Consider the following 24,465-nt stretch of genomic DNA (forward strand, 5'->3'; position numbering starts at 1 on the left):
ATGCATACGGTGTCCTGACGTGAGGTTCTCCCGTGGAGGATGGGGCATGACGGAAATTCTTGTGCAGGCGGCGACGGGGGAGCAGGCTCCTCCCGTGACCAGGGTGGTGGAGCACCCGGCCTGGCCCGTGCTCAAGGATGAGGTGGAGCGGATCCGGCCCTGGCAGGCCAAGGACGGGTCGATCGACTTCACCGCCGAGGGTGCCCCGGGGCGCGCGGACGCCGAGGCTGTCGTACGGCGGGTCGTCGACGCCGTCGAGGAGCTGTCCCCGCTGCTCCCGCATGACAGCGCTTATCACAGGGCCCTGGTCGAGGACCTGAAGCGCTGGGCCGACGGCGGCTTCGAGGTGCCCGACTTCCTCGACTCGCTGCTGGCCTTCCAGCCCGCCAAGGGGCGCGCGGACGGTCTCCAGCACCTGGTCGTCTTCCCGATGTACACCCAGAACGGCAATCCCGACCGCAATCTCGAAGCGGTCGTGCTGCGCATGGTCTGGCCCGAGTGGCTGGCCGAGCTGGAGCGCACGCGCTACGACAACCCGCTGTTCTGCGGCATCAAGTTCGAGGACTTCACGGCCGGCTACGACACCAACTCGGCCGTCCTCTTCCCGGAGACCATCGCCGTGCGTGAGGCGCCGGAACGATTCTCCTGGGGTGGCATCTTCTGCGACCGCGAGGCCGCCCGCTTCCGCCGGGTGACCGACGCCGCCATCGGCATCCTGGGCCTGGAGCTGCCCGAGGACGTCGCCGCGATGGTCCACGACCAGACGCGCTGCGAGGAGGCCTTCGTCCTGTGGGACATGGTCCACGACCGCACCCACAGCCACGGCGACCTGCCCTTCGACCCCTTCATGATCAAGCAGCGCCAGCCGTTCTGGATGTACGGCCTCGAAGAGCTGCGCTGCGACCTCACCGCCTTCAAGGAGGCCGTGAAGCTGGAGGCGGAAGGCGTCTCGCAGGCCCGCGACGTGCAGTTCGCGGTGCTCTTCGACCGCATGTTCCGCTTCCCGGTCACCGGCGAGCGGGTCCGCAACTACGACGGCCTCGGCGGCCAGCTGCTCTTCGCCTACCTGCACAAGCACGACGTCGTCCGCTGGACCGACAACAAGCTGCACATCGACTGGCAGCGCGCCCCGCAGGTCACCAACCAGCTGTGCGCCGAGATCGAGGACCTCTACCGGGCGGGCATCGACCGTCCGAAGCTCGTCCACTGGTTCGCCGCCTACGACCTGGTGTCGCAATACCTCGCCCCGCACCCCGGCTCCCGCTGGGCCAAGGGTCCCGACGCCCTCGACCTGAGCCAGCCGCCGCGAAAGCTCGTCGATGACGTGCTTCCGGACGAGTTTCCGCTGAGCATGTTCTATGAGGCCCTCTCCAAGAAATTGAAGACGGTGATCGCCTCGACCCGGGGCATCACCGCGAAGAACGCCGAGCGGATCGCCGCGTGAGTGACAGCGGCACCGAGAACACTGCACGGCAAGCTCAGGAGGCGAAGAACATGGCGGGGAACGGAGCTCTCAGCGGTGCGGTGATCGCGGTGGCCGGCGCGGGCGGTCCCGCGGGCCGCGCGACACTGCTGCGCCTCGCCGAGGCCGGGGCGACGGTCGTCGGCGCCGACAACGACCCCGAGCGCCTCGCGGAGGCCGTGGACGCGGCCCGCTACAGCGCCGGTGGCGCCTCGGTCACCGGTGAGCCGGTCGACCTGCTGGACCTGGAGTCCACCCGTGACTGGGCCGCGCGAATCGAGAAGGACTTCGGCGGTGTCGACGGCGTGGTCCACCTCGTCGGTGGCTGGCGCGGCAGCGAGACCTTCATCAAGACGAGCCTGGACGACTGGGATTTCCTGGAGCTGCTGCTCATCCGCACCGTGCAGCACACCTCCCTCGCCTTCTCCGAGGCGCTCCAGCGCAGCGACCGTGGCCGCTACGTCCTGATCAGCGCCGCGGGCGCCACCAAGCCCTCCGCGGGCAACGCCGCCTACGCCGCCGCCAAGGCGGCCGCCGAGGCCTGGACGCTCGCCATGGCCGACTTCTTCCGCAAGGCGGGGGCCGGTGAGGAGCTCACCTCGGCCGCCACCATCCTGGTGGTGAAGGCGTTGGTGCACGACGCGATGCGCGCCGAGCGACCCAACGCGAAGTTCGCGGGCTTCACGGACGTCAAGGACCTCGCGGGGGCCATCGCCGACGTCTGGGAGAAGTCCGCCGGGGAAGTGAACGGAAACCGTCTGTGGCTCACCGAGAAGCCGTGAACCCTCCGAAGACCGACGCCCGCCGGCACCACGACCCGGACAGCCGGGGCTTCGCCAGCGACAACTACGCCGGCGCCCACCCGGAGGTGCTCGCCGCCCTGGCCCTGGCCAACGGCGGGCACCAGGTCGCCTACGGCGAGGACGACTACACCGAGAACCTCCAGACGATCGTCCGCAGCCACTTCGGCGCCACGGCCGAGGCGTTCCCCGTCTTCAACGGCACCGGCGCCAACGTCGTCGCCCTCCAGGCGGTCACCGACCGCTGGGGCGCGGTGATCTGCGCGGAGAGCGCGCACATCAACGTGGACGAGGGCGGCGCCCCCGAGCGCATGGGCGGCCTCAAGCTGCTCACGGTGCCCACGCCGGACGGCAAGCTCACGCCCGAGCTGATCGACCGGCAGGCGTACGGCTGGGACGACGAGCACCGCGCGATGCCGCAGGTCGTCTCGATCACCCAGAGCACGGAGCTGGGCACCCTCTACACACCGGACGAGATCCGCGCCATCTGCGACCACGCCCACGCGCACGGCATGAAGGTGCACCTGGACGGCTCCCGCATAGCCAACGCGGCCGCCTCCCTGGACGTCCCGATGCGGACGTTCACCAACGCGGTCGGCGTCGACATCCTCTCGCTCGGCGGGACCAAGAACGGCGCGCTGTTCGGCGAGGCCGTCGTGGTCATCAACCAGGACGCCGTCAGCCACATGAAGCATCTGCGCAAGCTGTCCATGCAGCTCGCCTCCAAGATGCGCTTCGTTTCGGTCCAGCTGGAGGCGCTGCTCGCCAAGGACCTGTGGCTGCGCAACGCCCGCCACTCCAACGAGATGGCCCAGCGGCTCGCGGAGGGTGTCCGTGCCGTGCACGGCGTGGAGATCCTCTACCCGGTGCAGGCCAACGGCGTGTTCGCCAAGCTCCCGCACGACGTGAGCGTGCGCCTGCAGAAGCGGTTCCGGTTCTACTTCTGGGACGAGACGGCGGGCGTGGTGCGCTGGATGTGCGCCTTCGACACGACCGAGGAGGACGTGGACGCGTTCGTCGCGGCCCTGAAGGAGGAGATGGCGCACTAGCGGCCTCTCACATCATGCATAGATATGCGGTCGCCTGAAAAAGCATTGACTCTCGGGTGATCGCATTCCTATGCTCTGCGGTCATGGAGCTGATCCAGAACACCCCTGACCTGTCCGCGTACTTGGCCGCCGACGAGGTCATCGACCATGACCATCCACGGGTACGCGAGACGGCCGCGCGCCTCGCCGCGGAGGCCGCGGACTCGTATGCCTATGCGCAGCTGGCTTTCGAGTTCGTGCGCGACACCATCCCCCACTCGCAGGACTCCGGCGACCCTCGCGTCACCTGGCGGGCCTCCGATGTGCTCGAACAGGGCACCGGCATCTGCTACGCCAAGGCCCATGCGCTGGCCGCGCTGTTGCGGGCCGAGGACATCCCGACCGCGCTCTGCTATCAGCGGCTGGCGGACGACGACGGGGACGGACATGTCGTGCACGGCCTGGTCGCGCTCCGGTTCAACGGGGCCTGGCACCGGCAGGACCCCCGCGGCAACAAACCGGGGGTGGACGCCCGGTTCTCCCTCGAAGGCGAGCGGCTGGCGTGGATTCCGGACCCGCAGTCCAATGAGGTGGACTACCCGGTGCTGTACGCTGAACCGCATCCCACCGTGTTGAGTGTCCTGCGGGCCGCCCCCGACCGGCCCTCCCTGTGGAAGACGCTCCCCACCGCACTCTGAGGCAGCCGATGACCTTCTCCCTGACCGTGTCCGACGAGGTACGCGCGCTCGCGCCCGGCTTCACGCACGTCGCCGTCGAGGCGCACGGCCTCGTCAACGGACCCAGCACCGAAGCGAGTTCGGCGCTGCTCGACGACGCCGCCCGCCGTCTCGCCGTACGTCTGGACGGGCGGCCCCCGCACGAGGACCCGCACATGGCCGCCTGGCGCGAGGCCTACACGGCGTTCGGCTCGAAGCCGTCGCGCACCCGCAACTCGGCGGAGGCGCTGGCCAAGCGGGCTCTGGCGGACGGCGGGCTGCCCCGGATCAACCTGCTCGTCGACCTCTACAACGCCCTCAGCGTCGCCCATCTGATCCCGGTCGGCGGCGAGGACATCGACCGCATCGAGGGTGGGATGCGCCTGGTGCGGGCGACCGGCGACGAGGTCTTCGTGACCGTCGCCGGCGGCGAGGAGGTCGTCGAACACCCGGACGCCGGCGAGGTGGTCTGGCGCGACGAGCGGGGCGTGACCTGCCGGCGTTGGAACTGGCGCCAGGGACCGCGCACCCGGCTCACCGAGGCGACCGTCTCCGGGATCTTCCTGCTCGAGAGCCTCGCCCCGATGCCGGTCCCCGAGGTGGCGGCGGCCGCCGCCGAACTCGCCGAGCTGCTGGAGAAGTTCAGCCCCGGAGCGCGTATCGAGGTGCATGACGCCGACCCGGTGCGCGCCTGATCCGTCGCAGTCGCTAATCTCCCGGCATGCGTGATGGGGGAGCAGTGGACGACAGCACGAGCGTGGACGCGGAACAGCCGGCAGGACCTCTCGCCCGGCTGAGAAAGCACTGGCTGCTCACCTCGGCCGTGGCGCTGGCCGTGCTGGCGACGGCCACGGCCGTGCCGGTCGTCCTCGCCGACTCCGGGGACGGCCCCCCGTGCCAGGAGATCCCCGCGTCGACCCGCGCGCTCGCGAAGGACCCGGCGGCCGCCACCCGCGCCCTCGACCCGGGCGACGAACTGACCCTGTTCGGCGCCGTGCGCGACCTCCTGATGCACGAGAACCCGTGCGGGGACGGCGGCAAGGTGCTCGGCCAGGTCGTCGACGCGGCCACCCGCGCCCCGGCCGGCGGCAAGCCCCACACCCTCGCCCAGGCCCGCGCCGCCTACGCGGTCGTGGCCGCCTTCGACGACAAGGACGTGCCCGCCGGGATGGCGCCCGGCCTGGCCCGCCTGCTCGCCGAGTACATCGTGGACGCGAACCGCTACCTCAGCTCCGACGACGAGTCCTACACCCCCGCCGCCGACGCCACGTCGTCCGCCCCGGACGACACCGGCTGGACGCCTTACGGCCGCTTCCTCGCCCCTGGTGAGGCACACGCCGACTTCGAGCACGCCCAGCCGTATTCCTCCGTGGGCGCCGACCCGGAAGCCCTGATGGCCGAACTGGCCGAGGACCCCGAGGCGTTCGCGATCCTCTACGACGCCCAGCGCGCCTACCTCGCGTACTACCTCGAACGCCTCACCCGGATGGGCACGGACCCCGACTACCACCCGGAGCCGGACCAGGACGGTACAGCCCAGTCCACCGACACCTGGGTCGACATCGACCTGGAACACCTCGCCGACCGCGTCGGCACGCTGATGAACCTTCGGGCGCGCTACGCCAGGGAGGGCACCATCCCCGACCTCGCGGCCTTCGACAAAGCCGTACGGCAGCACACGCGGGGTGCCTACCGGGCGGCCGCGCGGCGGTTGAGCAGTCGGCCGCCGGTGGGGGACATTGCCGAGCGGCCGGTCTCCGGTCCGGTCGGAGGGGATCTGATGGACGGGCGGCACCAGTTGTTCACCGTGCTGGACGCCTGGACGAAGGCGCGGAACGTGCCGCGGGAACGCGCGGCGGACATGCGGCAGTTGCTGGACGACCGGTACGTCAGGGCGCTCTGGATGACGTTCTGAGCGGACTCAGCCGCCGAGCCGCAGACCGGTGCAACTCCGCTGCCGCACCTGCTCGCGGGCGAAGGCCGCGAGCAGCTTCCGCTTGTCGGCCTCGTCGACCCCGGGAGCGTCCTTGGCGGCGCTGAGGGCGAAGTGGGCCGCCTCGCCGTCGCAGCGGGCCGTCGCCGTACGGGCCGCGGGCAGGCGGCCGTCCTCGGCGATCAGACGGCCGCTCCAGTCGCCGTACCAGGCGGCGAACGTCAACTGGGGCCGCAGGTCGCCGGAGTCTGCGTCCCGCGCGTACAGGTCGCAACGTCCCACCGGACCCGCGTCGTTCATCAGCGTCGCGACCTGCCACTGGGACGTCTTGAGCAGTCCCGACTTGAGGGCCCAGCCGCAGGCGGTGTCCGCGGACCTGTCCAGAGAAACCGTCCTCGGGTCCTTCTCCGGATCCACCGGTGCGGCGTCGCCGCCGGGCGCCTTCAACGGCTCGGCGCCGCAACCCAGCCGCTCGGACGCGGAGTTGGTGAGGGCCACGGCCGTCTCGTAGGCGGCGGGCGTGCCCCACAGGGTGTCCCGGCCCAGCCGGGTGCGCACCAGCAGCTTGGGCCGCCGGCCCTCGTCGTCCTTCTCGAGGGCCGGACAGGGCACCAGGAGCTGGAGGTCGCCGAACTTGTCGATGAAGCCCGGCATTCCGTCCGGCATCGGCGCCATGGTGTCGAACCCCGTCTCCGGGAAGACCGTCATCAACTCCCGGTCCACGTCGTCCCGTCGGGTGTACGCCTCCATCCGCAGCAGGCGGTCGCTGCGCAGTTCGTCGCCCTCGAAGTCGAGGGAGCAGCCGTAGTCGCCGAGTTCCGGATGGGAGGCGCTCGTCGCGTCCTTGAAGTGCGAGCCGTTGCGCCCGAGTTCCCGCACCGCGTCCACGGGCAGCGCCCCGTCGCAGGCCGTGCGCAGCAGCCACCAGTCGTTGACGTACGGAGTGGCGACCCAGCCGCCGATCCCCAGAACGACCGCGGCCGTGACCGACACCTTGACCCAACGCCGCATGCACAGCCCCCGTAGCGAACCCCGGACATCTGACTTCCGGTCACCGCACGGACTCTATCGGGCCGAACTGCGCGCCGAAGAGGCGCGGGGCTGTGCCGAGACGCGGCTCCGCGGCGGGGTGTGACCAGCCTTCACCGGCCCGCGGCGGCAAGAGGACCGGTCCCGCCGAGTCTCAGCGGGCTTCCGCCGCCTTGACTTCCTCGGGCGTCGGCGCGGTCCCACCGAGGTGCGCCGGCATCCACCACGTGTCGTCGGCGTCCTTCGGCCGCACCGGATAGGCGCGCTGCGCGGCTTCCAGCATCTCCTGGACGCGCTCCCGCAGCTGACGGGTGATCGCGCCCGCGTACTTGTCCTTGGACGCCTCGATCGCCTCGCCCACCCTGATCGTGATCGGGATGTGGCTGCGCTTGAAGTTTTTGGGGTGGCCCTTGGTCCACAGCCGCTGCGTGCCCCACACCGCCATCGGGATCAGCGGGACGCCCGCCTCCTGGGCCATGCGCGCGGCACCGGACTTGAAGGACTTCAGGGTGAACGACGGCGAGATCGTGGCCTCCGGGAAGACCCCGACGATCTCGCCGGAGCGCAGCGATTCCAGCGCGTGCTGGTACGCGGTCTCACCCTGCTTGCGGTCCACGGGGATGTGCTTCATCCCGCGCATCAACGGTCCGGAGATCTTGTGCCGGAAGACGGACTCCTTCGCCATGAAGCGAACGAGTCGTTTCTGCGGGAGCGCCGCCAGGCCGTCGAAGATGAAGTCCAGGTAGCTGATGTGGTTGCTCACCAGCACGGCGCCGCCCGAGCGCGGGATGTTCTCCGAACCCTGGCAATCGATCTTGAGGTCCCACGCCTTGAACAGCGTGCGCGCGAGGCCGATAGCGGGTCGATAGACAAGCTCTGCCATGGACGGGGTGGACCCTTCCTTCTCTGCTGGGAACGACGGCTCCCGGCGGGAAAGTTACGGCGCCGTAGGTTTACGGCATCTCGCAGATCGTGCCCCAAGAACGGACCGGGGGCCAGTCCTCGTGCCCGTGAACGGCGAGATCCTTGTCACGTCGCCTGCTTGATCCACCTCGTGCTTTTGCGTCGCCTTTACTGCACGCGTACCGTCGCCCGCCGTACGAGGAGGTACATCTCGCAGCCCAGGCAGTACCCGAACGCGGAGTTGAGAAAGGCGGCCGCGAGCGCCGCACCGGTCGCGGCGAGTCCCAGCCACGTCGGTCCGAGCGCGTAACCGGCGAGCCCCACGACGGCGAATGCGAGCCCGACGGCCTGAGCGAACCGTGGCGGCTGAGGCGCCTCGAACTCGGTCGGCGGGCCGAGCCGGGGCCGTACGGCCTTGCGGAACAGCCAGCCGTACGGCGAACGGGCCACTCCGCCCGCCGCGCCCAGCGCGAACGCCAGGGTCTGCCAGGCCAGGAGCCACACGTTGCCGGTGATCAGTACGACCGCCAGTACTAGGGTCGTCACGGCCGCCCCGAAGCGCGGTCCCCTCACGTCGATGTCCATGAATCAAGCATTCCGCATGGGGAACGGTCAGTGGCGCCGGGAATCTTTGCAGTCTCGTGAACGCTGGAGCTGGGTGATGGCCGGAGTTGTGGTGTGTGTGATGGTGCTCGTCGCCGCGAGCGCCTATGGAGTGCTGCACAAGCGGCGGAGCGGGAGAGTACGCGTGCGCGGGCGGGACGACGGCAGGCGGCTCGGCGCGGCCGAACTGGGCGGGGAGTTGGGGGAGCGCGCCACGCTCGTCCAGTTCTCCAGCGCCTTCTGCGCGCCCTGCCGTGCCACCAAGCGGATCCTGGGCGAGGTGGTCGAGATGGTGCCCGGAGTCGCCCACATCGAGATCGACGCCGAGGCCCATCTGGACCTCGTACGCGAACTCGACATCCTCAAGACGCCGACCGTGCTCGTGCTGGACGCCGACGGCCGTGTCGTGCGGCGGGCCAGCGGGCAGCCGCGCAAGGCGGACGTCATCGCGGCGCTGGGGGAGGCGGTTTGACCCGGCTCACGCGGACGGTGAGGCATCTCCCATATGCCGGGACGTACTTGACTGTGCGCACCACCTATCGTCAGCCTGACCGTATGCCTTCGGAACTCCTTCTCTTCGGGCGGGTCCACGTCGACCTCGCCCACACGGCGAGCGCGCGCTGTCCGGGTTGTTGAGCACCCACGGACCCTCTCGCCCCTCCTTGCCGAAGGATCACTCCATGACGGCCTCGCCGGAACTCCGTACCCCTCAGCTCGCTTCCGCCGACCTCCTGCGCTCCGTCTTCCGGCGGCACGCGGCGGGGGTCGCCGTGATCACCGCCGGTGGTGAGGGAGGTCCGGTCGGCTTCACCGCCACCTCCCTCGCCTCGGTCTCCGTCGAGCCCCCGCTGCTCTCCTTCGGGATCGGTGTCGGCGCCTCCAGCTGGCCGGCGATATCCGAGGCCGACCATGTCGGCGTGCACATACTCGGCGAGCACCAGCAGGAGCTGGCCGCCACCTTCGCCCGCAGCGGCGCCGACCGCTTCGGCGCACCGACCGCCTGGCGGGAGGGTCCCGAAGGCGTTCCCGTCCTCGACGACGTCCTGGCCTGGCTGGTGTGCCGGGTCGCCGCGCGGGTGCCCGCCGGGGACCATCGCATCGTCCTGGCCGAGGTGCTTCTCGGCGATCCGGCCGGTGCCGGCCGTCCGCTCGTCTACCACCAGGGCCGGTTCGGCGGTCTGCGCGACTGACGCCCACTTCTGCGAAGCGGTCGAGTTCCGATTACGCTGCGTTGCGAAGGTCACAGTTCAAAGCGCTTGCTTAGCGGGAACGAACTGGGTGTACTGACGAGTAATATTTCGTTCGGAGCGCGGGTCGCCCCGAACGGGATCGGCCGCTTGGGGCGCCTATGCTGCCTGCAAGTAGGCAGCAGAGAAATGTCGACGCAGCAGTAGGAGAGCCGGCGTGAGCTTGAGGATCGTTGTCACCGTGAAGTACGTGCCCGACGCCACCGGCGACCGGCACTTCGCCGATGACCTGACCGTCGACCGTGACGACGTGGACGGTCTGCTCTCCGAGCTGGACGAATACGCGGTCGAACAGGCCCTGCAGATCTCGGAGAACTCCGACGACGACGTCGAGGTCACCGTCCTGACGGTCGGTCCCGAGGACGCCAAGGACGCGCTGCGCAAGGCGCTGTCCATGGGCGCCGACAAGGCCGTCCACGTGGAGGACGACGACCTGCACGGCACCGACGCGATCGGCACCTCGCTGGTGCTGGCCAAGGCGATCGAGAAGGCCGGCTACGACCTGGTGATCTCCGGTATGGCCTCCACCGACGGCACGATGGGCGTGGTCCCGGCACTGGTCGCCGAGCGTCTGGGCGTCCCGCAGGTCACGCTGCTGTCCGAGGTCTCCGTCGAGGACGGGATCGTGAAGGGCCGCCGCGACGGTGACTCCGCCACCGAGCAGCTGGAGGCATCCCTCCCGGCCGTCGTGTCGGTCACCGACCAGTCGGGCGAGGCGCGTTACCCGTCCTTCAAGGGCATCATGGCCGCCAAGAAGAAGCCGGTTCAGTCCTGGGACCTGTCCGACCTCGACATCGAGGCCGAAGAGGTCGGTCTCGAGGGCGCCTGGACCAAGGTCGACTCCGCGGCGCAGCGCCCGGCGCGTACCGCGGGCACGATCGTCAAGGACGAGGGCGAGGGCGGCAAGCAGCTCGCCGAGTACCTCGCGGGCCAGAAGTTCATCTAAGGCTCACCCCCCTTACCGCCCTGAAGCTTCGCAATTCGCAGGAGAGCATTCCCATGGCTGAAGTTCTCGTCTACGTCGATCACGTGGACGGCGCCGTCCGCAAGCCCACGCTGGAGCTGCTGACGCTGGCCCGCCGCATCGGCGAGCCGGTCGCCGTCGCGCTGGGCAACGGCGCCGCCGACACCGCCGCCGCGCTCGCCGAGCACGGCGCCGTCAAGGTCCTCACGCATGAGGCCGCCGAGTACGCCGACTACCTGGTCGTCCCGAAGGTGGACGCCCTCCAGGCCGCGTACGAGGCCGTCTCCCCCGCCGCCGTACTGGTGCCGTCCTCCGCGGAGGGCAAGGAGATCGCCGCCCGTCTCGCGCTGCGGATCGGCTCCGGCATCATCACCGACGCCGTCGACCTGGAAGCCGGTGACGAGGGCCCGGTGGCCACCCAGTCGGTGTTCGCCGCCTCCTTCTCCACCAAGACCCGGGTCGCCAAGGGCACCCCGGTCATCACCGTCAAGCCGAACTCCGCCGCCGTGGAGGCCGCCCCGGCCGCCGGCACCGTCGAGGCCCTGTCGGTGTCCTTCGGCGCGCTGGCCACCGGCACCAAGGTCACCGCGCGCACCCCGCGCGAGTCGACCGGGCGCCCGGAGCTGACCGAGGCCGCGATCGTGGTCTCCGGCGGCCGTGGCGTCAACGGCGCGGAGAACTTCGCGCTCATCGAGTCCCTGGCCGACTCCCTCGGCGCGGCCGTCGGCGCCTCGCGCGCCGCGGTGGACGCGGGCTGGTACCCGCACACCAACCAGGTCGGCCAGACCGGCAAGAGTGTCTCCCCGCAGCTGTACATCGCCTCCGGTATCTCCGGCGCGATCCAGCACCGGGCCGGCATGCAGACCTCCAAGACGATCGTCGCGATCAACAAGGACGCCGAGGCCCCGATCTTCGACCTCGTCGACTACGGCGTCGTCGGCGACCTCTTCGACGTCGTCCCCGCCCTCACCGAGGAGATCAACACCCGCAAGGGCTGATCGCACTCAGGCGTGACGAGGCCCCCGTGACCGCTCTCCGAGCGGGCCGCGGGGGCCTCCTCTCATGCCAGGGTGAGCGAGGCCTGCACCGGCAGATGATCGCTCGGGAACTGCCCGTGCCGCGCGAAGGTGTTGATCCAGGCGCGGTGGACGGTGGCGCCGAACGTCGCGAGGATCCAGTCGATCCGCTCGCCGCCGGGAGTGAGCGGCTTGTAGCCGTGGAAGGTCGCGTACAGCTCACCGCGCTCGGCCGCGGCGTCCCAGGTGTCGACGAGTCCGGCGGCCAGGAGCGTGTCGTAGGCCTGGTTGTTCCCGGCCGCCGCGTTGAAGTCGCCGGTCACGACGACCGGGGAGGAGCGGGCGAGTTCCGCGATCCGCTCGGCGACGAACGACGCGGAACGCTCGCGCGCGTACTGGCTCACATGGTCGAAGTGGGTGTTGAGGACGTGGAACTGGCGCCCGCCACGGGCCCGTTCACGGAAGCGGACCCACGTGACGATCCGGGGGAGGGCGGCTCCCCAGGTGTTCGAGCCGATGGTCCTGGGGGTGTCGGAGAGCCAGTAGGTGTCGTGCTCGACGGGGGACAGCCGGCGGGTGTCGTAGAAGATCGCCGTGGACTCGTCGTGGCTCCCGCCCTCGCGGCCGGTGCCGATCCAGTCGTAGTGCGGGCCGAGATCGGTGTGGATGTCCCGCAGTTGCTGGTAGAGGCCCTCCTGGGTGCCGATGAGCGTGGGGGACTCACGGCGCAACAGCTCGCGCATCACCGGGCGGCGGGCGGCCCAGCTGTGGGGTTCGGAGGTGCTCGCGAAGCGCAGATTGAACGTCATGACCTCCATCCGGCGGTTGCCCGACCTGGCGACGGAGGCGGGCATCGAGGCCATCAGCGGAACGGCGACCGCCGCGGCCACCACGGTTCTCAGACCCATGCGGCGCGTCATCCTGTTGGTGTGCGACATGTAATCCCCTCCCGACGGGTCAGGATGAATGCCCGGACCGCAGTGCGAAAGAGGGCGTCTGGAATGACGGGGGTGACTCATGCTGCGGACGGGTGTTGACCGGCAGGAACTCCATGGATAACTTCGTTCTACGGATTGTTGATTCCGTAGAGCGGAAAATAGGAGGGTGTGGCATGGGTCAGGGCCAGCAGGAGCAGGTGGCGACGAGCCTCGCGGGTGCCGTCAGCGAGGAGATCAGCGCCTCCCTCGCGCCGGTCGACGCCGAGCTGGAGCGCCGCTACCCCGGTGACCCCGGCACCCGCCAGCCCGTCCACACCGTCTACGTCCCCGGCGACGCCTTCGCCGCCGACACCCTGCGCTCCTGGGGCGACCAGGCCCACGCCGCCCTCGACGAACACGCCCCGGACGCCGCGTCCTTCGCCGCCGTACTGGGCCTGTCCGACGAACTCGCCGAGCCGGTGTACTCCCGGGTGCGCGCCAAGCTGGCGCGCGAGCCCATCGAGGACCTGCGGGTGGACTTCGAGGACGGCTACCAGGGCAAGGACGAGGACCAGGACGCGGCCCGTGCCGCCCGCCTGATCGCCGAGGCGTACCGGAACGGCACAGCGGCCCCGTACATGGGCATCCGCATGAAGTGCATGGAGACGGCGGTACGCGACCGCGGCATCCGCACCCTGGACATCTTCCTCACCGGCCTGCTGGAAGCCGGCGGTCTGCCCGAGGGGCTCGTCCTCACGCTGCCGAAGGTGACGTACGCCGAGCAGGTCACCGCCATGGTGCGCCTCCTCGAGGAGTTCGAGAAGGCGCGCGGCCTCGAGCCCGGCCGGATCGGCTTCGAGATCCAGATCGAGACCAGCCAGTCCATCCTCGCCACCGACGGCACCGCCACGGTCGCCCGGATGATCCAGGCCGCCGAGGGCCGCGCCACCGGTCTGCACTACGGCACCTTCGACTACAGCGCCTGCCTCGGCGTCTCCGCCGCCTACCAGGCCAGCGACCACCCGGCCGCCGACCACGCCAAGGCGATCATGCAGGTCGCGGCCGCGGGCACCGGCGTACGCGTCTGCGACGGCTCCACGAACGTCCTGCCGGTCGGCCCGACCGCGAAGGTCCACGACGCCTGGCGCCTGCACTACGGCCTCACCCGCCGCGCCCTGTCGCGCGCCTACTACCAGGGCTGGGACATGCACCCCGGCCACATCCCGACCCGGTACGCCGCCGTCTTCGCCTTCTACCGCGAGGGCTTCGAGCAGGCCGCCGCCCGTCTCGCCCGCTACGCCAACCACACCGGCGGCGACGTCATGGACGAGCCCGCCACCGCCAAGGCCCTCGGCGGCTATCTGCTGCGCGGCCTGGACTGCGGCGCCCTCGACATCGCCGAGGTCGCCCGCCTGACCGGCCTGACCAGGACCGACCTGGAGCGCTTCGCGGCACCCCGACGCGGGGACCTGACGATCTCCGGCCAGTAGGGCCCGTAGATTGCGGCCATGACGCTCGCACCCGATGACGAGACACGCACCCGCGAGGAACTGGCCGCGTTCGTCCGCGCACTGCACGAGGAGTGCCTCCAGCGCGGTGACGAGTGGGAGAACCGCACCGTCGACACCTTCCTGGAGGCGCTCTCGGCGTGGATCGACTCCGCGCCGGGCTGGTACCGGAACTTCGACAAGGACCGCCCCGCCGGGGGCGACTGGACCTTCCTGGCCCGGGCGTTGCGTGCGGCGACCGACTACGAGTGACGGGCGGCGCCCGAGGAGCCGTGCGTGACGGATTAGTCTGGGCGACACGCGCGGACGGGTCACAGGAACGGGGCAACGGTGTCATCGGGGGAGAACGGACGGACGGACGAGACCGGCCGAGTGCTGGCCGGGCGCTATCGCGTCGTGGCTCAGCTCGGCCGGGGCGGCATGGGCGTGGTCTGGCGGGCCGTCGACGAGGTCCTCGGCCGTGAGGTCGCCGTCAAGGAACTGCACACCTACACCGACTCCGAGGTCCCCGAGCTCGCCGGCCTGCGGCTGCGCATGCAGCGCGAGGCCCGCGTCGCCGCCCGGGTGCGCCATCCCGGTGTCGTCGCCGTCCACGACGTGACCGAGGTCGACGGCCGCCCGCTGATCGTCATGGAGCTGGTGGACGGACCCTCCCTGGACGACGTCCTGCGCGAGCGCGGCCCCCTCGATCCGGCCGAGGCGGCCGGGATCGGCGCCGAGGTCATGGACGCGCTGGCGGCCGCCCACCGCGTCGGCGTCCTGCACCGGGACGTGAAGCCCGGCAACATCCTGCTCGACCGGTCGGGGCGCGTCGTCCTCACCGACTTCGGCATCGCGACGATGGAGGACCTGGGCGACGGCTCCGCCGCCCACCTCACCCACAGCGGCGAACTCGTCGGCTCCCTCGACTACTTGGCACCCGAACGTGCCCAGGGCGCCGACCCCGGCCCGGCCTCCGACATCTGGGCCCTGGGCGCCACGCTGTACGCCACGGTGGAGGGCTCCTCGCCCTTCCGTCGTACGTCCACCTTCTCCACCCTCACCGCGATCGTCACCGAGCCGCTCCCGGAACCCGCTCGCGCGGGAGCGCTCGGACCCGTGCTCCGGAGGCTGATGGACAAGCGGCCCGAGGGCCGCCCGGAGGCGGAGGAGGCGCGGGAACTGCTGCGGGCGGTCGCGGACGCAGGCGGCACGGATGCACCGACGACGACCCTGCGGGGTACGGCGGGGGCGGCGTCGGCGGAAAGGGAGCGCGGTGTGCCGTCGGTGCCGCCGGGATTCGGGCCGGTGACGCCCCTCGCTCCGGCAGGACAGGGCTTCGCGACGGATGGACCGGGCTCGGAGGGTTTCGGCCCTCCCGGCCAGGGCGTCCCCGCCCCGCAGGGCTACGGTGCTCCCGGCCATGCGGGACCGCCTCCGCAGGGCTTCGGTACAACTGCCCCGGGACCGCCGGCCCCGGCTGTCACCGGACCCGCGCACACCACGCGACCCTCCCCCCGCAGGGGCCGCGTGCTCCTCGCCGCCACGGCCGTCACCGTCGTTCTGGCATCGGCCGGAGTCACCGTCGCCCTGTTGAACAACGGCGGAGACAAGGAGACCGGCGCGCGACCCACGGCGTCCGCCACCGGCGTCGGAGTCACCTCCTCGGCGAGCGGCCGTGGCGGCGCCGTCCGCACGGACGATCCCCAGCCCACCGGGCAGGAGGCCGAGAGGACCCCGAAGGCGACCGGGACACCGGGCCGCACGACCGGGAGTACCCCCACGGGCCGGGCCACCACGTCCTCCCCGACGAAGACCGCGGGCGGCGGTGACGCGACGCCCCCCGCCCCGGCCTGCTCCTCCATCGGCGGCGGCAAGTACAACTGCACGGTCTGGAAGACCGCCGACTCCTACACCGCCTCCGGGACCGAGGTCGGCATCCTCAAAGCGGGCACCAACTACTTCTACTGCCAGCAGAACCTGGGCCGCCGGGTGACGGACGGCGAGTGGACCAACGTCTGGTGGGCCAGGACCGACGACGACAGCGGCAACACGAACGTCTACGTCAGCGACGTCTACATCAAGGGCGGCGACAACGACGAACCGGTGCCGGGACTCCCCGTCTGCTGAGCCCGCACGTGGCGCTCCAGGCCGGACGAGGTGACCAGCTTCTCTCCTTGAACAGCCGCGTGCCCTGCCGGCACAGTTCCCGGTCGGCCCGTGCCCGGGCGCAGAACTCCTCGGGCGTGACCCCGAACAGCTCCCTCAACCGGGCGGAGCCGACGAGGAGTTCGGTGAGCAGCGCCCGCTGGCCCGGGTGGGTGCGGGGGACGCCGGTGCCGTCGTGGAGGACACCGTGGCGATTGACGTACACGTACACGCCCGGGAGTCGCGTGCCGTCCGCCAACTCGGTCCGGACCTCGGGGGAGGGCAGCCAGACGCGCTGGTAGTTGCCGCTCGGCAGCGGTACCCCCTCGCTCGCGTCGACCACCGCCAACTGCTCCGCGTCGAGCCAGGTCACGAACAACTCCCGTACGGCAGCGGGTGCGTCGACCGGCGAGGCGGACACATAGCCCAGCAGGCTCACATGCGCGGAGACGCCGACGTCGATACCCGTGACACGGGTCCGCACCATCGGAATGGGGGAGGTGATCCCGTACTCGGCCATCTTGTGGCGCAGTTGGGCCGGACTGGCGTTGGAGCCGACGGCGAGAACGGGGACGCGGTCCTCGTACAGCAGCCGGTCCAGGGGGAGGAGACGGCCCCCGTCCAACAGCCCGGAGTCGGCCGGCCAGGCACCCGGATAGAGCAACGGATGATCACGCGGCGCCTCGGCCAGCCCCAGAGCCTCCAGGGTGCGGCCGTCCGGGGCGGGTCCCGAGTCTCGTAGGCCGCTCCGTCGGCCGGCCGCGACCGAAGACAGCCGCGAGGGGGACTCCGACGCCGAACCCGGCTGTGACGGACCGCTCGCGTGTCCGTCCCGGTCTGGCTGGGGCTGCCGTGGATCGCCTGGTGTCGCGTTGGGCGGTGAACCTGTCTGTGGCAGGCCGGGCGTGTTTGCGCCCGGGGCGGGAGAGGGCTGCTGTGGATCGTCTTTCGACGCCTCGGACGCCGGACCTGGTGGTGACGGGCAGTCGGCGTGTCCGTCCCGGTCTGGCTGGGGCTGCCGTGGATCGCCTGGTGTCGCGTTGGGCGGTGAACCTGTCTGTGGCAGGCCGGGCGTGTTTGCGCCCGGGGCGGGAGAGGGCTGCTGTGGATCGTCTTTCGACGCCTCGGGCACCGGGCCAGGCTGTGACGGACCGCTCGCGTGACCGTCCGGGACCTGTTCGGGTTGAGCTGCCTCGCGTGTGCGTTGCTCCACCGGCCGCTCAGTCCGCCGGCGGCAGTTCGCCTGAGCCGCGGGTGATCAGGCGGGTGGGCAGCTCGATGCGTTCCGGGACGAGCAGAGTGCCGTCGAGCTGGCGGAAGAGGCGCTCGGCGGCGGTGCGGCCGAGGGCTGCCGCGTCCTGGGCCACGACGGTGACGCCCGGCTGGAGCAGGTCGGCGAGCTCGATGTCGTCGAAGCCCACCAGGGCGATGCGGCGCGGATGCTCGGCGAGGACGCGGATCACGGTGACCGTCACCCGGTTGTTGCCCGCGAAGACCGCGGTGACCGGCGTCGGTCCGGAGAGCATCTGCTCGGCCGCCCGGCGCACCCGCTCGGGGTCCGTGACGCCGAGGGACATCCAGGCGTCCTCGACCGGTATGCCCGCGTCCTCCATGGCGGCCCGGTAGCCGCGCAGCCGCTCGGCGGCGGTGTGGATGCGGGGCATGTCGCCGATGAAGCCGATCCGGCGGTGCCCGTGGGCGATGAGGTGAGCGACGCCGTCGCGGGCACCCCCGAAGTTGTCGGAGAGGACGACGTCGGCGTCGATCTGTCCGGCCGGACGGTCCACGAACACCGTGGCGACGCCCGCCTTCAGCTCGGGCTCGAGATACCGGTGGTCGTCACCGGCCGGGATGACCACCAGCCCGTCCACGCGCCGCGCGCAGAGCGCCAGGACCAACTCCTGCTCCCGGTCCGGGTCCTCCGCACTGGAGCCGTTGATCAGCAGGGCGCCGTGGGCACGGGCCACTTCCTCGACGGAACGGCTCAGCGGACCGTAGAAAGGGTCCGCGAGATCCTCCAGGACCAGCCCGATGCTGGCGGTGCTGCCTTTGCGCAGCACCCGCGCGCTGTCGTTGCGGCGGAAGCCGAGCGCGTCGATGGCCTCCTGGACCCGGCGCTCGGTCTCCGGCGTGACGCCCGGTTCGCCGTTGACCACACGGGAGACCGTCTTGAGCCCGACCCCGGCGCGCGCGGCCACGTCCTTCATCGTCGGACGGTTGCCGTAACGCGAGGTGGAGAGACGATCTGCGCGGCGGGTGGAGTCGGGCACGATGCGGCGTCCTGTTCCTGTCGTCCGAGAAAGGTGCGGCGTTCATGATTTTGTATGAGGATGTGGCGTCGAGCATAGAGCCTGGACAACGTTGTCAGATGCAGGGGACACTGTCCACCGCAATCTCCGGTTCCGTGCCCCCACCCCGGGATCGGCCCACACTTGCTCATGGTTGACCGGGAGATCACACACTGATGCACACCGACCTCGTGGCCGCGCTCGACATCGGCGGCACCAAGATCGCCGGAGCGCTGGTCGACGACCAGGGCCGGATCCTGGTGCGAGCCCAGCGCGCCACGCCCGCCAAGGAGGACGGCGAGACCGTGATGGGGGCCGTCGAGGAGGTGCTCGGCGAGCTCACCGCGTCGCCGTTGTGGGGAAGCGCCTCCGCCCTCGGCATCGGCAGCGCGGGACCCGTGGACGCCTCCGCGGGCACCGTGAGTCCGGTGAACGTGCCCGGCTGGCGCGACTATCCGCTGGTCCGGCGGGTCCGGGAGGCGACGGGCGGACTGCCCGTCGAGCTGATCGGCGACGGTGTGGCGATCACCGCGGCCGAGCACTGGCAGGGCGCGGCCCGCGGCCACGACAACGCGCTGTGCATGGTCGTCTCGACGGGCGTCGGCGGCGGTCTGGTCCTGGGCGGACGTCTGCACCCCGGTCCGACGGGCAACGCCGGCCACATCGGCCACATCAGCGTGGATATCGACGGCGACCCGTGCGCATGCGGTTCGCGCGGTTGTGTGGAGCGCATCGCCAGCGGCCCGAACATTGCCCGCCGGGCCGTCGAGAACGGCTGGCGCCCCGGCCCCGACGGCGACACCTCCGCGGCGGCGGTGGCCTCCGCCGCCCGGGCCGGCGACCCGGTCGCCGTGGCCTCCTTCGAGCGGGCCGCGCAGGCCCTCGCCGCCGGTATCGCCGCCACCGCGACACTCGTCGAGATCGACATCGCGGTGATCGGCGGCGGTGTCGGCAAGGCGGGCGACGTCCTCTTCACGCCGCTGCGCAAGGCCCTGACCGAGTACGCCACCCTGTCCTTCGTGCAGCGTCTGGTGGTCACACCGGCCCAGATGGGCACCGACGCGGGTCTGGTGGGTGCGGCGGCGGCCGCGCTCGCGAAGCGCGCGGACGTGGCCGCGGTCTGACCGGTCCTCGGCAGGAACGTTCACTCGGCGGCTGGACCCGACGGACGACCGTCGGGTCCAGCCGCCGAGTGCGTTCAACAGGCCGATGAGTGCCCGGTTTCACCAACATCCAGTTCCGGCCATCTGCGCAGGCTGGTCGCGGGCGACGATCCGCTGCTCGCGGCCAAGGCGGCCTACGCGGCCGGGCAGCTGGCGGGCGACGCCGGGCAGGACGTCGTGACCACGGCCGCCCGCAGCGACGACCCGACGCTGCGGGTCGCGGCGGCCAGTGCCGCGGCGAGTCTGCCTCCGGAGTCCGCCGCCGCGGTCCTCTCCGACCTGGTCGCGGACGACGACCCCGGCGTGCGCAAGGTGGCTCTGGCAGCCGTCCCCGCGGACCCGCCGACGGAGCTGGCCGACCGTATTCAGCAGGCCGCCCTCGCCCCGCAGGCGGTGCCGGCCGAGCCCGTGCCGAACGGTGAGCAGCCGCTGGGCACGATGCCCGGAGAGCGGGCCGACAGCGGGCTGATGCCCGGCGAGGGCCCCACGACCGGCCTGATGCCCGGCGAGGGACCGGGCGCCGACCGGGGCATGGGGGACTCCGGCATTCAGCCGAAGCCGGGAAAGATGCCCGGCGAGGAGTGAGATCCGGCAGAGCACGGGTGCCCGGGCCCAGGCGTCACCGCGCGCCGGACCCGGGCACTGCCCTACGTCCGCCGGCCGCTTTCGTCGGTGTTCCCGTGACTCCGGGTCGCCCGCGCCGTTGATCAGGGCATGAAGAAGCGCACCATGCTCGCCATCGCCACCATGGCCACCGGTTTCGTCGTCGCCGCGGTCACCCCGTCGCACGCGCTCGGGGACGACCTGCCCGACCTGGACAAGACCGTCAGCACGCTCGGCGACACGATCGCCAGCGACAGCCTCTCCGTCGACGACACCGCCCTCGGGCAGAACGGCTGAGGCCGACCGAACAAGGCGCCGGTGCCCCTCACGTCAGGGGGTGCCGGCGCCGTCGTATGCGCCCCCTCAACTGGGGCTGGTTTCCGTGGCAGGGTGAAGCGGGCAAGCCTCAGGGGGCCAACAGAAGAGGGGGAACCGTGATCGTCTGGATCAACGGTGCGTTCGGTGCGGGGAAGACCACCACCGCACGAGAACTGATCGAACTGATCCCGAACAGCACGCTCTTCGACCCCGAGGTCGTCGGCGGAGCGCTGACGCACCTGCTCCCGCCCAAGCACCTCGCCGAGGTCGGCGACTTCCAGGACCTGCCGATCTGGCGACGTCTCGTGATCGACACGGCCGCCGCCATGCTGGCCGAACTCGGCGGGACCCTCGTGGTCCCCATGACCCTGCTGCGCCAGGAGTACCGCGATGAGATCTTCGGTGGCCTCGCCGCCCGCCGGATCACGGTCCGGCACCTGCTTCTCGCTCCGGCCGAAACGATCCTGCGGGAGCGAATAGCCGGGCGGGAACTCCCGCCGGCCCTGCCCGACGGCGACATACGGATACAGCAGTGGTCGTACGACCACATCGAGCCGTACCGCACCGCCCTCGCCTCCTGGCTGACCGCCGACGCCCACCCCGTCGACAACGGTGCCCTCACCCCGCACGAGACGGCCGTCCGCATCGCGGAGGCGGTCGGATCCGGTTCCGTACCCGTCTGCGACATCGTGCAGACCCCCGAACCGACCGCCGAGACGCTCGCCGCCGGAGTCCTCCTCTTCGACGAGCAGGACCGGGTGCTGCTCGTCGACCCCACCTACAAGGCCGGCTGGGAGTTCCCCGGCGGCGTCGTCGAACCCGGTGAGGCCCCCGCGCGGGCCGGTATCCGCGAGGTCGCCGAAGAGACCGGGATACGGCTGGAGGAGGTGCCGCGGCTCCTCGTCGTCGACTGGGAACAGCCGCGGCCGCCCGGCTACGGCGGTCTGCGCCTTCTCTTCGACGGCGGCCGCCTCGATTCTGCAGAGGCTGAGCAGGTCCTTCTGCCGGGGCCCGAACTGCGCGCCTGGCGCTTCGTGACCGAGGCGGAGGCCGCCGAGCTGTTGCCGCCGGTGCGGTACGAGCGGCTGCGTTGGGCCCTGCGGGCGCGGGAGCGTGGGGCGGCGCTCTATCTGGAGGCGGGCATTCCGGCGCCCTGACCCCAGGAGTCGTACGGCGGTGTCGTGAGCCTGCTCTCCTCCTGGAACCGCCTGCTGAACTCGTCCATCGCGACTGCTGTCCGCGCATGCCGTGCGATGACGTCGGCGGCGGCCTCCGGGATGCCCTCCGCCCGGGCGCCGTCGGCGCACGCGCGGATGAAGGCGGAGCGTTGATCGCCGCGGTAGCCGTACAACTCGGTGACGAGCCACAAGACCAGGTACAGGGAGGTGTACGCGCGGTCGTAGGGGCGATGGCGGTCGAAGAAGTCGCGCTCGGACGGGGTGAGTTGGAAACGTGAGGTGAGGGAGAGGCCGTAGTCGGACAGGTAGAGCCGGCGGCCGTCGGTGAGGATGTTCCCGAAGTGGGCGTCCATGTGCAGGAGTTCGTGGATGTGGAGGAAGGAGGTGACGTCCGCCAGCCCCTGTTCCACCAGGCGGCAGGCGCTCTTCGCGCGGCCCGCTGCCAGCTGGGCGCGAAGCCAGTCGTGGACGGTGTGCGGGATGTACTCCAGGAACAACGCGACGCTCGCGGTGGCCGTCCGTATGGCCTCGACGTGCTGGCGCAGCCCCGGATCGCCGCCCCAGTAGCCGACGGTGCTTTCCACGTCCGCCAGTTGGGTCGGGAGGAGGTCCCCGGACTCGGGCAGGGCCCGCCAGTGAAACATCAGCGGGAAGCCCGAGAAGGTGTCCGCCAGCACCCAGTCGGTGGTCATCTCGTGCACGGTGAGCTCCCGCCAGACGCCGAAGCCTGGACTGGGGATGGCGCCGATGCCGTAGTGGCAGTACGGCGGCACCCGGAAGAGGTTCGCCGTGGACCGGACGTTCTCCGGCCGCAGTTCAAGGTCGGTCAGCGGCACCCGCTTCACGAAGACCCGTCTGCCGTCCACCTCGACACGTGCCGTACGTCCGCCGATCCCCGTGCCGAGCGGCGACCCGGAATCCACCAGCTCCTTGAGCTCGGTGTCGCTGAGGAGTGCGAGGGACGTGGCGATGTCGGCATGGGCGGTGCGGCGCTCGGTGCGGAACATGGACTCATCCTCGGCCGGATGCCGTGGATGAGTCCGCCGATCTCCGCAGCGCCGCCGAGGCTTGGCCGATCACCGGATCCCCCGTGGCCGAAACAGGCCACTTCCGCGCCGAGCGCGTCTTGGCGGCCTCCGCATGACAGAGGCGCTCTCGGCGTCGGGGCGCCGAAGACCGGCCTGGCCGACGACCGCGGAAAGGCCCCCGTCCGTGGGCGAGGGCCTTCTGGTGACGGTGGAGTCGGTCAGCCTGCCGCGTAGTTGCGCAGGAACAGTGCCTCGGCGACCGAGAGGCGCTCCAGCTCCTGCGGGGAGACGCTCTCGTTCACCGCGTGGATCTGGGCCTCCGGCTCGCTCAGGCCGATGAGGAGGATCTCGGCGTGCGGGTAGAGGGCGGCGAGGGTGTTGCACAGGGGGATGGAGCCGCCCTGGCCCGCGTACTGCATCTCCTGGCCCGGGTAGGCGACCGACATGGCCTCGGCCATCGCCGCGTACGCCGGGCTGGTCGTGTCGGCGCTGAAGGCCTGGCCCTGGCCTGTCTGCTCGGTGCGGATCCGGGCGCCCCACGGGGTGTGCGCCTCCAGGTGGGCCTGGAGCAGCTTGGTCGCCTCGGCGGCGTCGACGCCCGGCGGCACGCGCAGGCTGACCAGGGCGCGGGCGCTCGCCTGCACGGACGGGGTGGCGCCGACGACCGGCGGGCAGTCGATGCCGAGGACCGTGACGGCGGGGCGCGCCCAGATGCGGTCGGCGACCGTGCCGGAGCCGATCAGCTGGACGCCGTCCAGGACCTTCGCGTCCTCGCGGAACTGCTGCTCGTCGTACTGCAGGCCGTCCCACCCGGTCTCGGGGGCCAGGCCGTCGACCGTCGTCGAACCGTCCTCGGCGCGCAGCGAGTCCAGTACGCGGATCAGCGCGGCCAGCGCGTCGGGCGCCGCGCCGCCGAACTGGCCCGAGTGCAGGTTGCCCTGGAGCGTGTCGACCTGCACGCGGACCAGGGTCATGCCGCGCAGGGTGGAGGTGACCGTCGGCAGACCGACCCGGAAGTTGCCCGCGTCGCCGATGACGATGGTGTCGGCCTCCAGGAGGTCCGGGTGCTCCTCGGCGTACCGCTCCAGACCGCCGGTGCCCATCTCCTCGGAGCCCTCGGCGATCACCTTGACGTGCACCGGCACCCCGCCGTTCGCCTTCAGTGCGCGCAGGGCGAGCAGGTGCATGATCACGCCGCCCTTGCAGTCGGCGGCACCGCGGCCGTACCAGCGGCCGTCGCGCTCGGTCAGGTCGAACGGCGGAGTGGTCCAGGCGGCCTCGTCCAGCGGCGGCTGCACGTCGTAGTGCGCGTAGAGCAGGACCGTCTTCGCGCCCGCGGGGCCGGGCAGGTAGCCGTAGACCGACTGGGTGCCGTCCGGGGTGTCGAGCAGGGCCACGTCCTGGAAGCCCTCGGCGCCGAGCGCGTCGGCGACCCAGCGGGCGGCACCCTCGCTCTCGCTCCTGGGAAACTGGTCGAAGTCCGCCACCGACTTGAATGCCACCAGTTCGGTGAGCTCCGCCCGCGCCCTGGGCATCAGCGAGGCGACGGTCTCGGCGACCGGATTCGACGACATGGGCACGCTCCTTGTAGGTGCGACGTTGTACATGTGGGTATGGAGATCCTCCCACAGTGG

At 71.1% G+C, this 24,465-nt stretch carries 24 protein-coding genes and 1 pseudogene; 17 read left to right on the plus strand and 8 right to left on the minus strand.

What is annotated here, in order from left to right:
* Positions 1-46: 46 nt before the first annotated feature.
* The 6 genes from QF037_RS40505 (at position 47) to QF037_RS40530 (ending at position 5,921) form a co-directional block, all read left to right on the plus strand.
* Entirely contained in the window at positions 47-1,444 is a 1,398-nt protein-coding gene (locus QF037_RS40505) for a DUF6421 family protein (protein ID WP_307034072.1), read from the plus strand.
* Positions 1,445-1,494: 50 nt separating this feature from the next.
* Entirely contained in the window at positions 1,495-2,244 is a 750-nt protein-coding gene (locus tag QF037_RS40510) for an SDR family NAD(P)-dependent oxidoreductase (RefSeq protein ID WP_307034074.1), read from the plus strand.
* Positions 2,241-3,311 carry a threonine aldolase family protein gene (locus tag QF037_RS40515; RefSeq protein ID WP_307034076.1) on the plus strand — a complete coding sequence of 357 codons (1,071 nt, stop codon included), beginning with the start codon at positions 2,241-2,243 and terminating at the stop codon, positions 3,309-3,311. The genes QF037_RS40510 and QF037_RS40515 overlap by 4 nt, the downstream gene beginning before the upstream one ends.
* An 83-nt stretch (positions 3,312-3,394) precedes the next feature.
* Positions 3,395-3,988 (plus strand): transglutaminase domain-containing protein, encoded by a 594-nt coding sequence (locus tag QF037_RS40520; protein ID WP_307034077.1) that lies wholly within the window; start codon positions 3,395-3,397, stop codon positions 3,986-3,988.
* An 8-nt stretch (positions 3,989-3,996) separates the two neighbouring features.
* Positions 3,997-4,701 (plus strand): B3/B4 domain-containing protein, encoded by a 705-nt coding sequence (locus QF037_RS40525; RefSeq protein WP_307034080.1) that lies wholly within the window; start codon positions 3,997-3,999, stop codon positions 4,699-4,701.
* A 26-nt stretch (positions 4,702-4,727) separates the two neighbouring features.
* Entirely contained in the window at positions 4,728-5,921 is a 1,194-nt protein-coding gene (locus QF037_RS40530) for a hypothetical protein (protein WP_307034082.1), read from the plus strand.
* Between the two features lie 6 nt (positions 5,922-5,927).
* On the opposite strand, the gene QF037_RS40535 is transcribed toward QF037_RS40530, so the two are convergent.
* The 3 genes from QF037_RS40535 to QF037_RS40545 all read right to left on the minus strand — a co-directional run bounded on the left by QF037_RS40535 (position 5,928) and on the right by QF037_RS40545 (position 8,456).
* The gene (locus QF037_RS40535) at positions 5,928-6,950 is read right to left on the minus strand and encodes a hypothetical protein (RefSeq protein ID WP_307034084.1); all 1,023 of its coding nucleotides are present in this window, start codon (positions 6,948-6,950) and stop codon (positions 5,928-5,930) included.
* Positions 6,951-7,122: 172 nt separating this feature from the next.
* The gene (locus QF037_RS40540; RefSeq protein WP_307034086.1) at positions 7,123-7,851 is read right to left on the minus strand and encodes a lysophospholipid acyltransferase family protein; all 729 of its coding nucleotides are present in this window, start codon (positions 7,849-7,851) and stop codon (positions 7,123-7,125) included.
* A gap of 188 nt (positions 7,852-8,039) precedes the next feature.
* The gene (locus QF037_RS40545) at positions 8,040-8,456 is read right to left on the minus strand and encodes a DUF4395 domain-containing protein (protein WP_307034088.1); all 417 of its coding nucleotides are present in this window, start codon (positions 8,454-8,456) and stop codon (positions 8,040-8,042) included.
* Between the two features lie 76 nt (positions 8,457-8,532).
* On the opposite strand from QF037_RS40545, the gene QF037_RS40550 reads away from it, so the two are divergent.
* From QF037_RS40550 to QF037_RS40565, 4 genes are all read left to right on the plus strand, one after another.
* On the plus strand, positions 8,533-8,946 hold the full coding sequence (locus QF037_RS40550; RefSeq protein ID WP_307034090.1) for a thioredoxin family protein: 414 nt from the start codon (positions 8,533-8,535) through the stop codon (positions 8,944-8,946).
* 208 nt (positions 8,947-9,154) lie between these two features.
* Entirely contained in the window at positions 9,155-9,664 is a 510-nt protein-coding gene (locus QF037_RS40555) for a flavin reductase family protein (RefSeq protein WP_307034092.1), read from the plus strand.
* Between the two features lie 214 nt (positions 9,665-9,878).
* A complete protein-coding gene (locus QF037_RS40560; RefSeq protein WP_307034094.1) occupies positions 9,879-10,667 on the plus strand; it encodes an electron transfer flavoprotein subunit beta/FixA family protein in 789 nt (262 codons plus the stop codon).
* A 53-nt stretch (positions 10,668-10,720) separates the two neighbouring features.
* Positions 10,721-11,683 (plus strand): electron transfer flavoprotein subunit alpha/FixB family protein, encoded by a 963-nt coding sequence (locus QF037_RS40565; RefSeq protein WP_307034096.1) that lies wholly within the window; start codon positions 10,721-10,723, stop codon positions 11,681-11,683.
* A gap of 62 nt (positions 11,684-11,745) precedes the next feature.
* Here QF037_RS40565 and QF037_RS40570 read toward each other — a convergent pair whose 3' ends face one another.
* Positions 11,746-12,609 (minus strand): endonuclease/exonuclease/phosphatase family protein, encoded by an 864-nt coding sequence (locus QF037_RS40570; protein WP_373463875.1) that lies wholly within the window; start codon positions 12,607-12,609, stop codon positions 11,746-11,748.
* Positions 12,610-12,812: 203 nt separating this feature from the next.
* Here QF037_RS40570 and QF037_RS40575 point away from each other — a divergent pair, with 203 nt between their 5' ends.
* The 3 genes from QF037_RS40575 to QF037_RS40585 all read left to right on the plus strand — a co-directional run bounded on the left by QF037_RS40575 (position 12,813) and on the right by QF037_RS40585 (position 16,235).
* A complete protein-coding gene (locus QF037_RS40575) occupies positions 12,813-14,108 on the plus strand; it encodes a DUF6986 family protein (protein ID WP_307034100.1) in 1,296 nt (431 codons plus the stop codon).
* A gap of 18 nt (positions 14,109-14,126) precedes the next feature.
* Positions 14,127-14,378, plus strand: coding sequence for a DUF7660 family protein (locus tag QF037_RS40580; protein ID WP_307034103.1), 252 nt, complete (start codon positions 14,127-14,129; stop codon positions 14,376-14,378).
* Positions 14,379-14,456: 78 nt separating this feature from the next.
* Positions 14,457-16,235: a serine/threonine-protein kinase gene (locus QF037_RS40585; protein ID WP_307034105.1), complete on the plus strand. Its 1,779-nt coding sequence runs from the start codon at positions 14,457-14,459 to the stop codon at positions 16,233-16,235.
* Here QF037_RS40585 and QF037_RS40590 read toward each other — a convergent pair.
* Both QF037_RS40590 and QF037_RS40595 read right to left on the minus strand, forming a co-directional pair.
* Positions 16,181-16,959: pseudogene (locus QF037_RS40590) on the minus strand (hypothetical protein). The gene QF037_RS40585 and the pseudogene QF037_RS40590 overlap by 55 nt on opposite strands.
* 514 nt (positions 16,960-17,473) lie before the next feature.
* A complete protein-coding gene (locus QF037_RS40595; protein WP_307034107.1) occupies positions 17,474-18,523 on the minus strand; it encodes a LacI family DNA-binding transcriptional regulator in 1,050 nt (349 codons plus the stop codon).
* Positions 18,524-18,717: 194 nt separating this feature from the next.
* Here QF037_RS40595 and QF037_RS40600 point away from each other — a divergent pair, with 194 nt between their 5' ends.
* From QF037_RS40600 to QF037_RS40615, 4 genes are all read left to right on the plus strand, one after another.
* On the plus strand, positions 18,718-19,665 hold the full coding sequence (locus tag QF037_RS40600) for an ROK family protein (protein WP_307034109.1): 948 nt from the start codon (positions 18,718-18,720) through the stop codon (positions 19,663-19,665).
* Between the two features lie 132 nt (positions 19,666-19,797).
* Positions 19,798-20,289, plus strand: coding sequence for a HEAT repeat domain-containing protein (locus QF037_RS40605; RefSeq protein ID WP_373463985.1), 492 nt, complete (start codon positions 19,798-19,800; stop codon positions 20,287-20,289).
* Between the two features lie 129 nt (positions 20,290-20,418).
* On the plus strand, positions 20,419-20,604 hold the full coding sequence (locus tag QF037_RS40610; RefSeq protein WP_307034113.1) for a hypothetical protein: 186 nt from the start codon (positions 20,419-20,421) through the stop codon (positions 20,602-20,604).
* Between the two features lie 137 nt (positions 20,605-20,741).
* The gene (locus QF037_RS40615; RefSeq protein ID WP_307034115.1) at positions 20,742-21,782 is read left to right on the plus strand and encodes an NUDIX hydrolase; all 1,041 of its coding nucleotides are present in this window, start codon (positions 20,742-20,744) and stop codon (positions 21,780-21,782) included.
* Here the strand turns inward: QF037_RS40615 and QF037_RS40620 are convergent.
* Entirely contained in the window at positions 21,752-22,810 is a 1,059-nt protein-coding gene (locus tag QF037_RS40620; protein ID WP_307034117.1) for a protein kinase family protein, read from the minus strand. The two genes, QF037_RS40615 and QF037_RS40620, sit on opposite strands and share 31 nt — an antisense overlap.
* Positions 22,811-23,049: 239 nt before the next feature.
* Positions 23,050-24,405: a dipeptidase gene (locus QF037_RS40625; RefSeq protein ID WP_307034119.1), complete on the minus strand. Its 1,356-nt coding sequence runs from the start codon at positions 24,403-24,405 to the stop codon at positions 23,050-23,052.
* Positions 24,406-24,465 lie beyond the last annotated feature (60 nt).

Source organism: Streptomyces canus (genome assembly GCF_030815415.1).
In the GTDB taxonomy this organism is placed as follows: domain Bacteria; phylum Actinomycetota; class Actinomycetes; order Streptomycetales; family Streptomycetaceae; genus Streptomyces; species Streptomyces canus_F.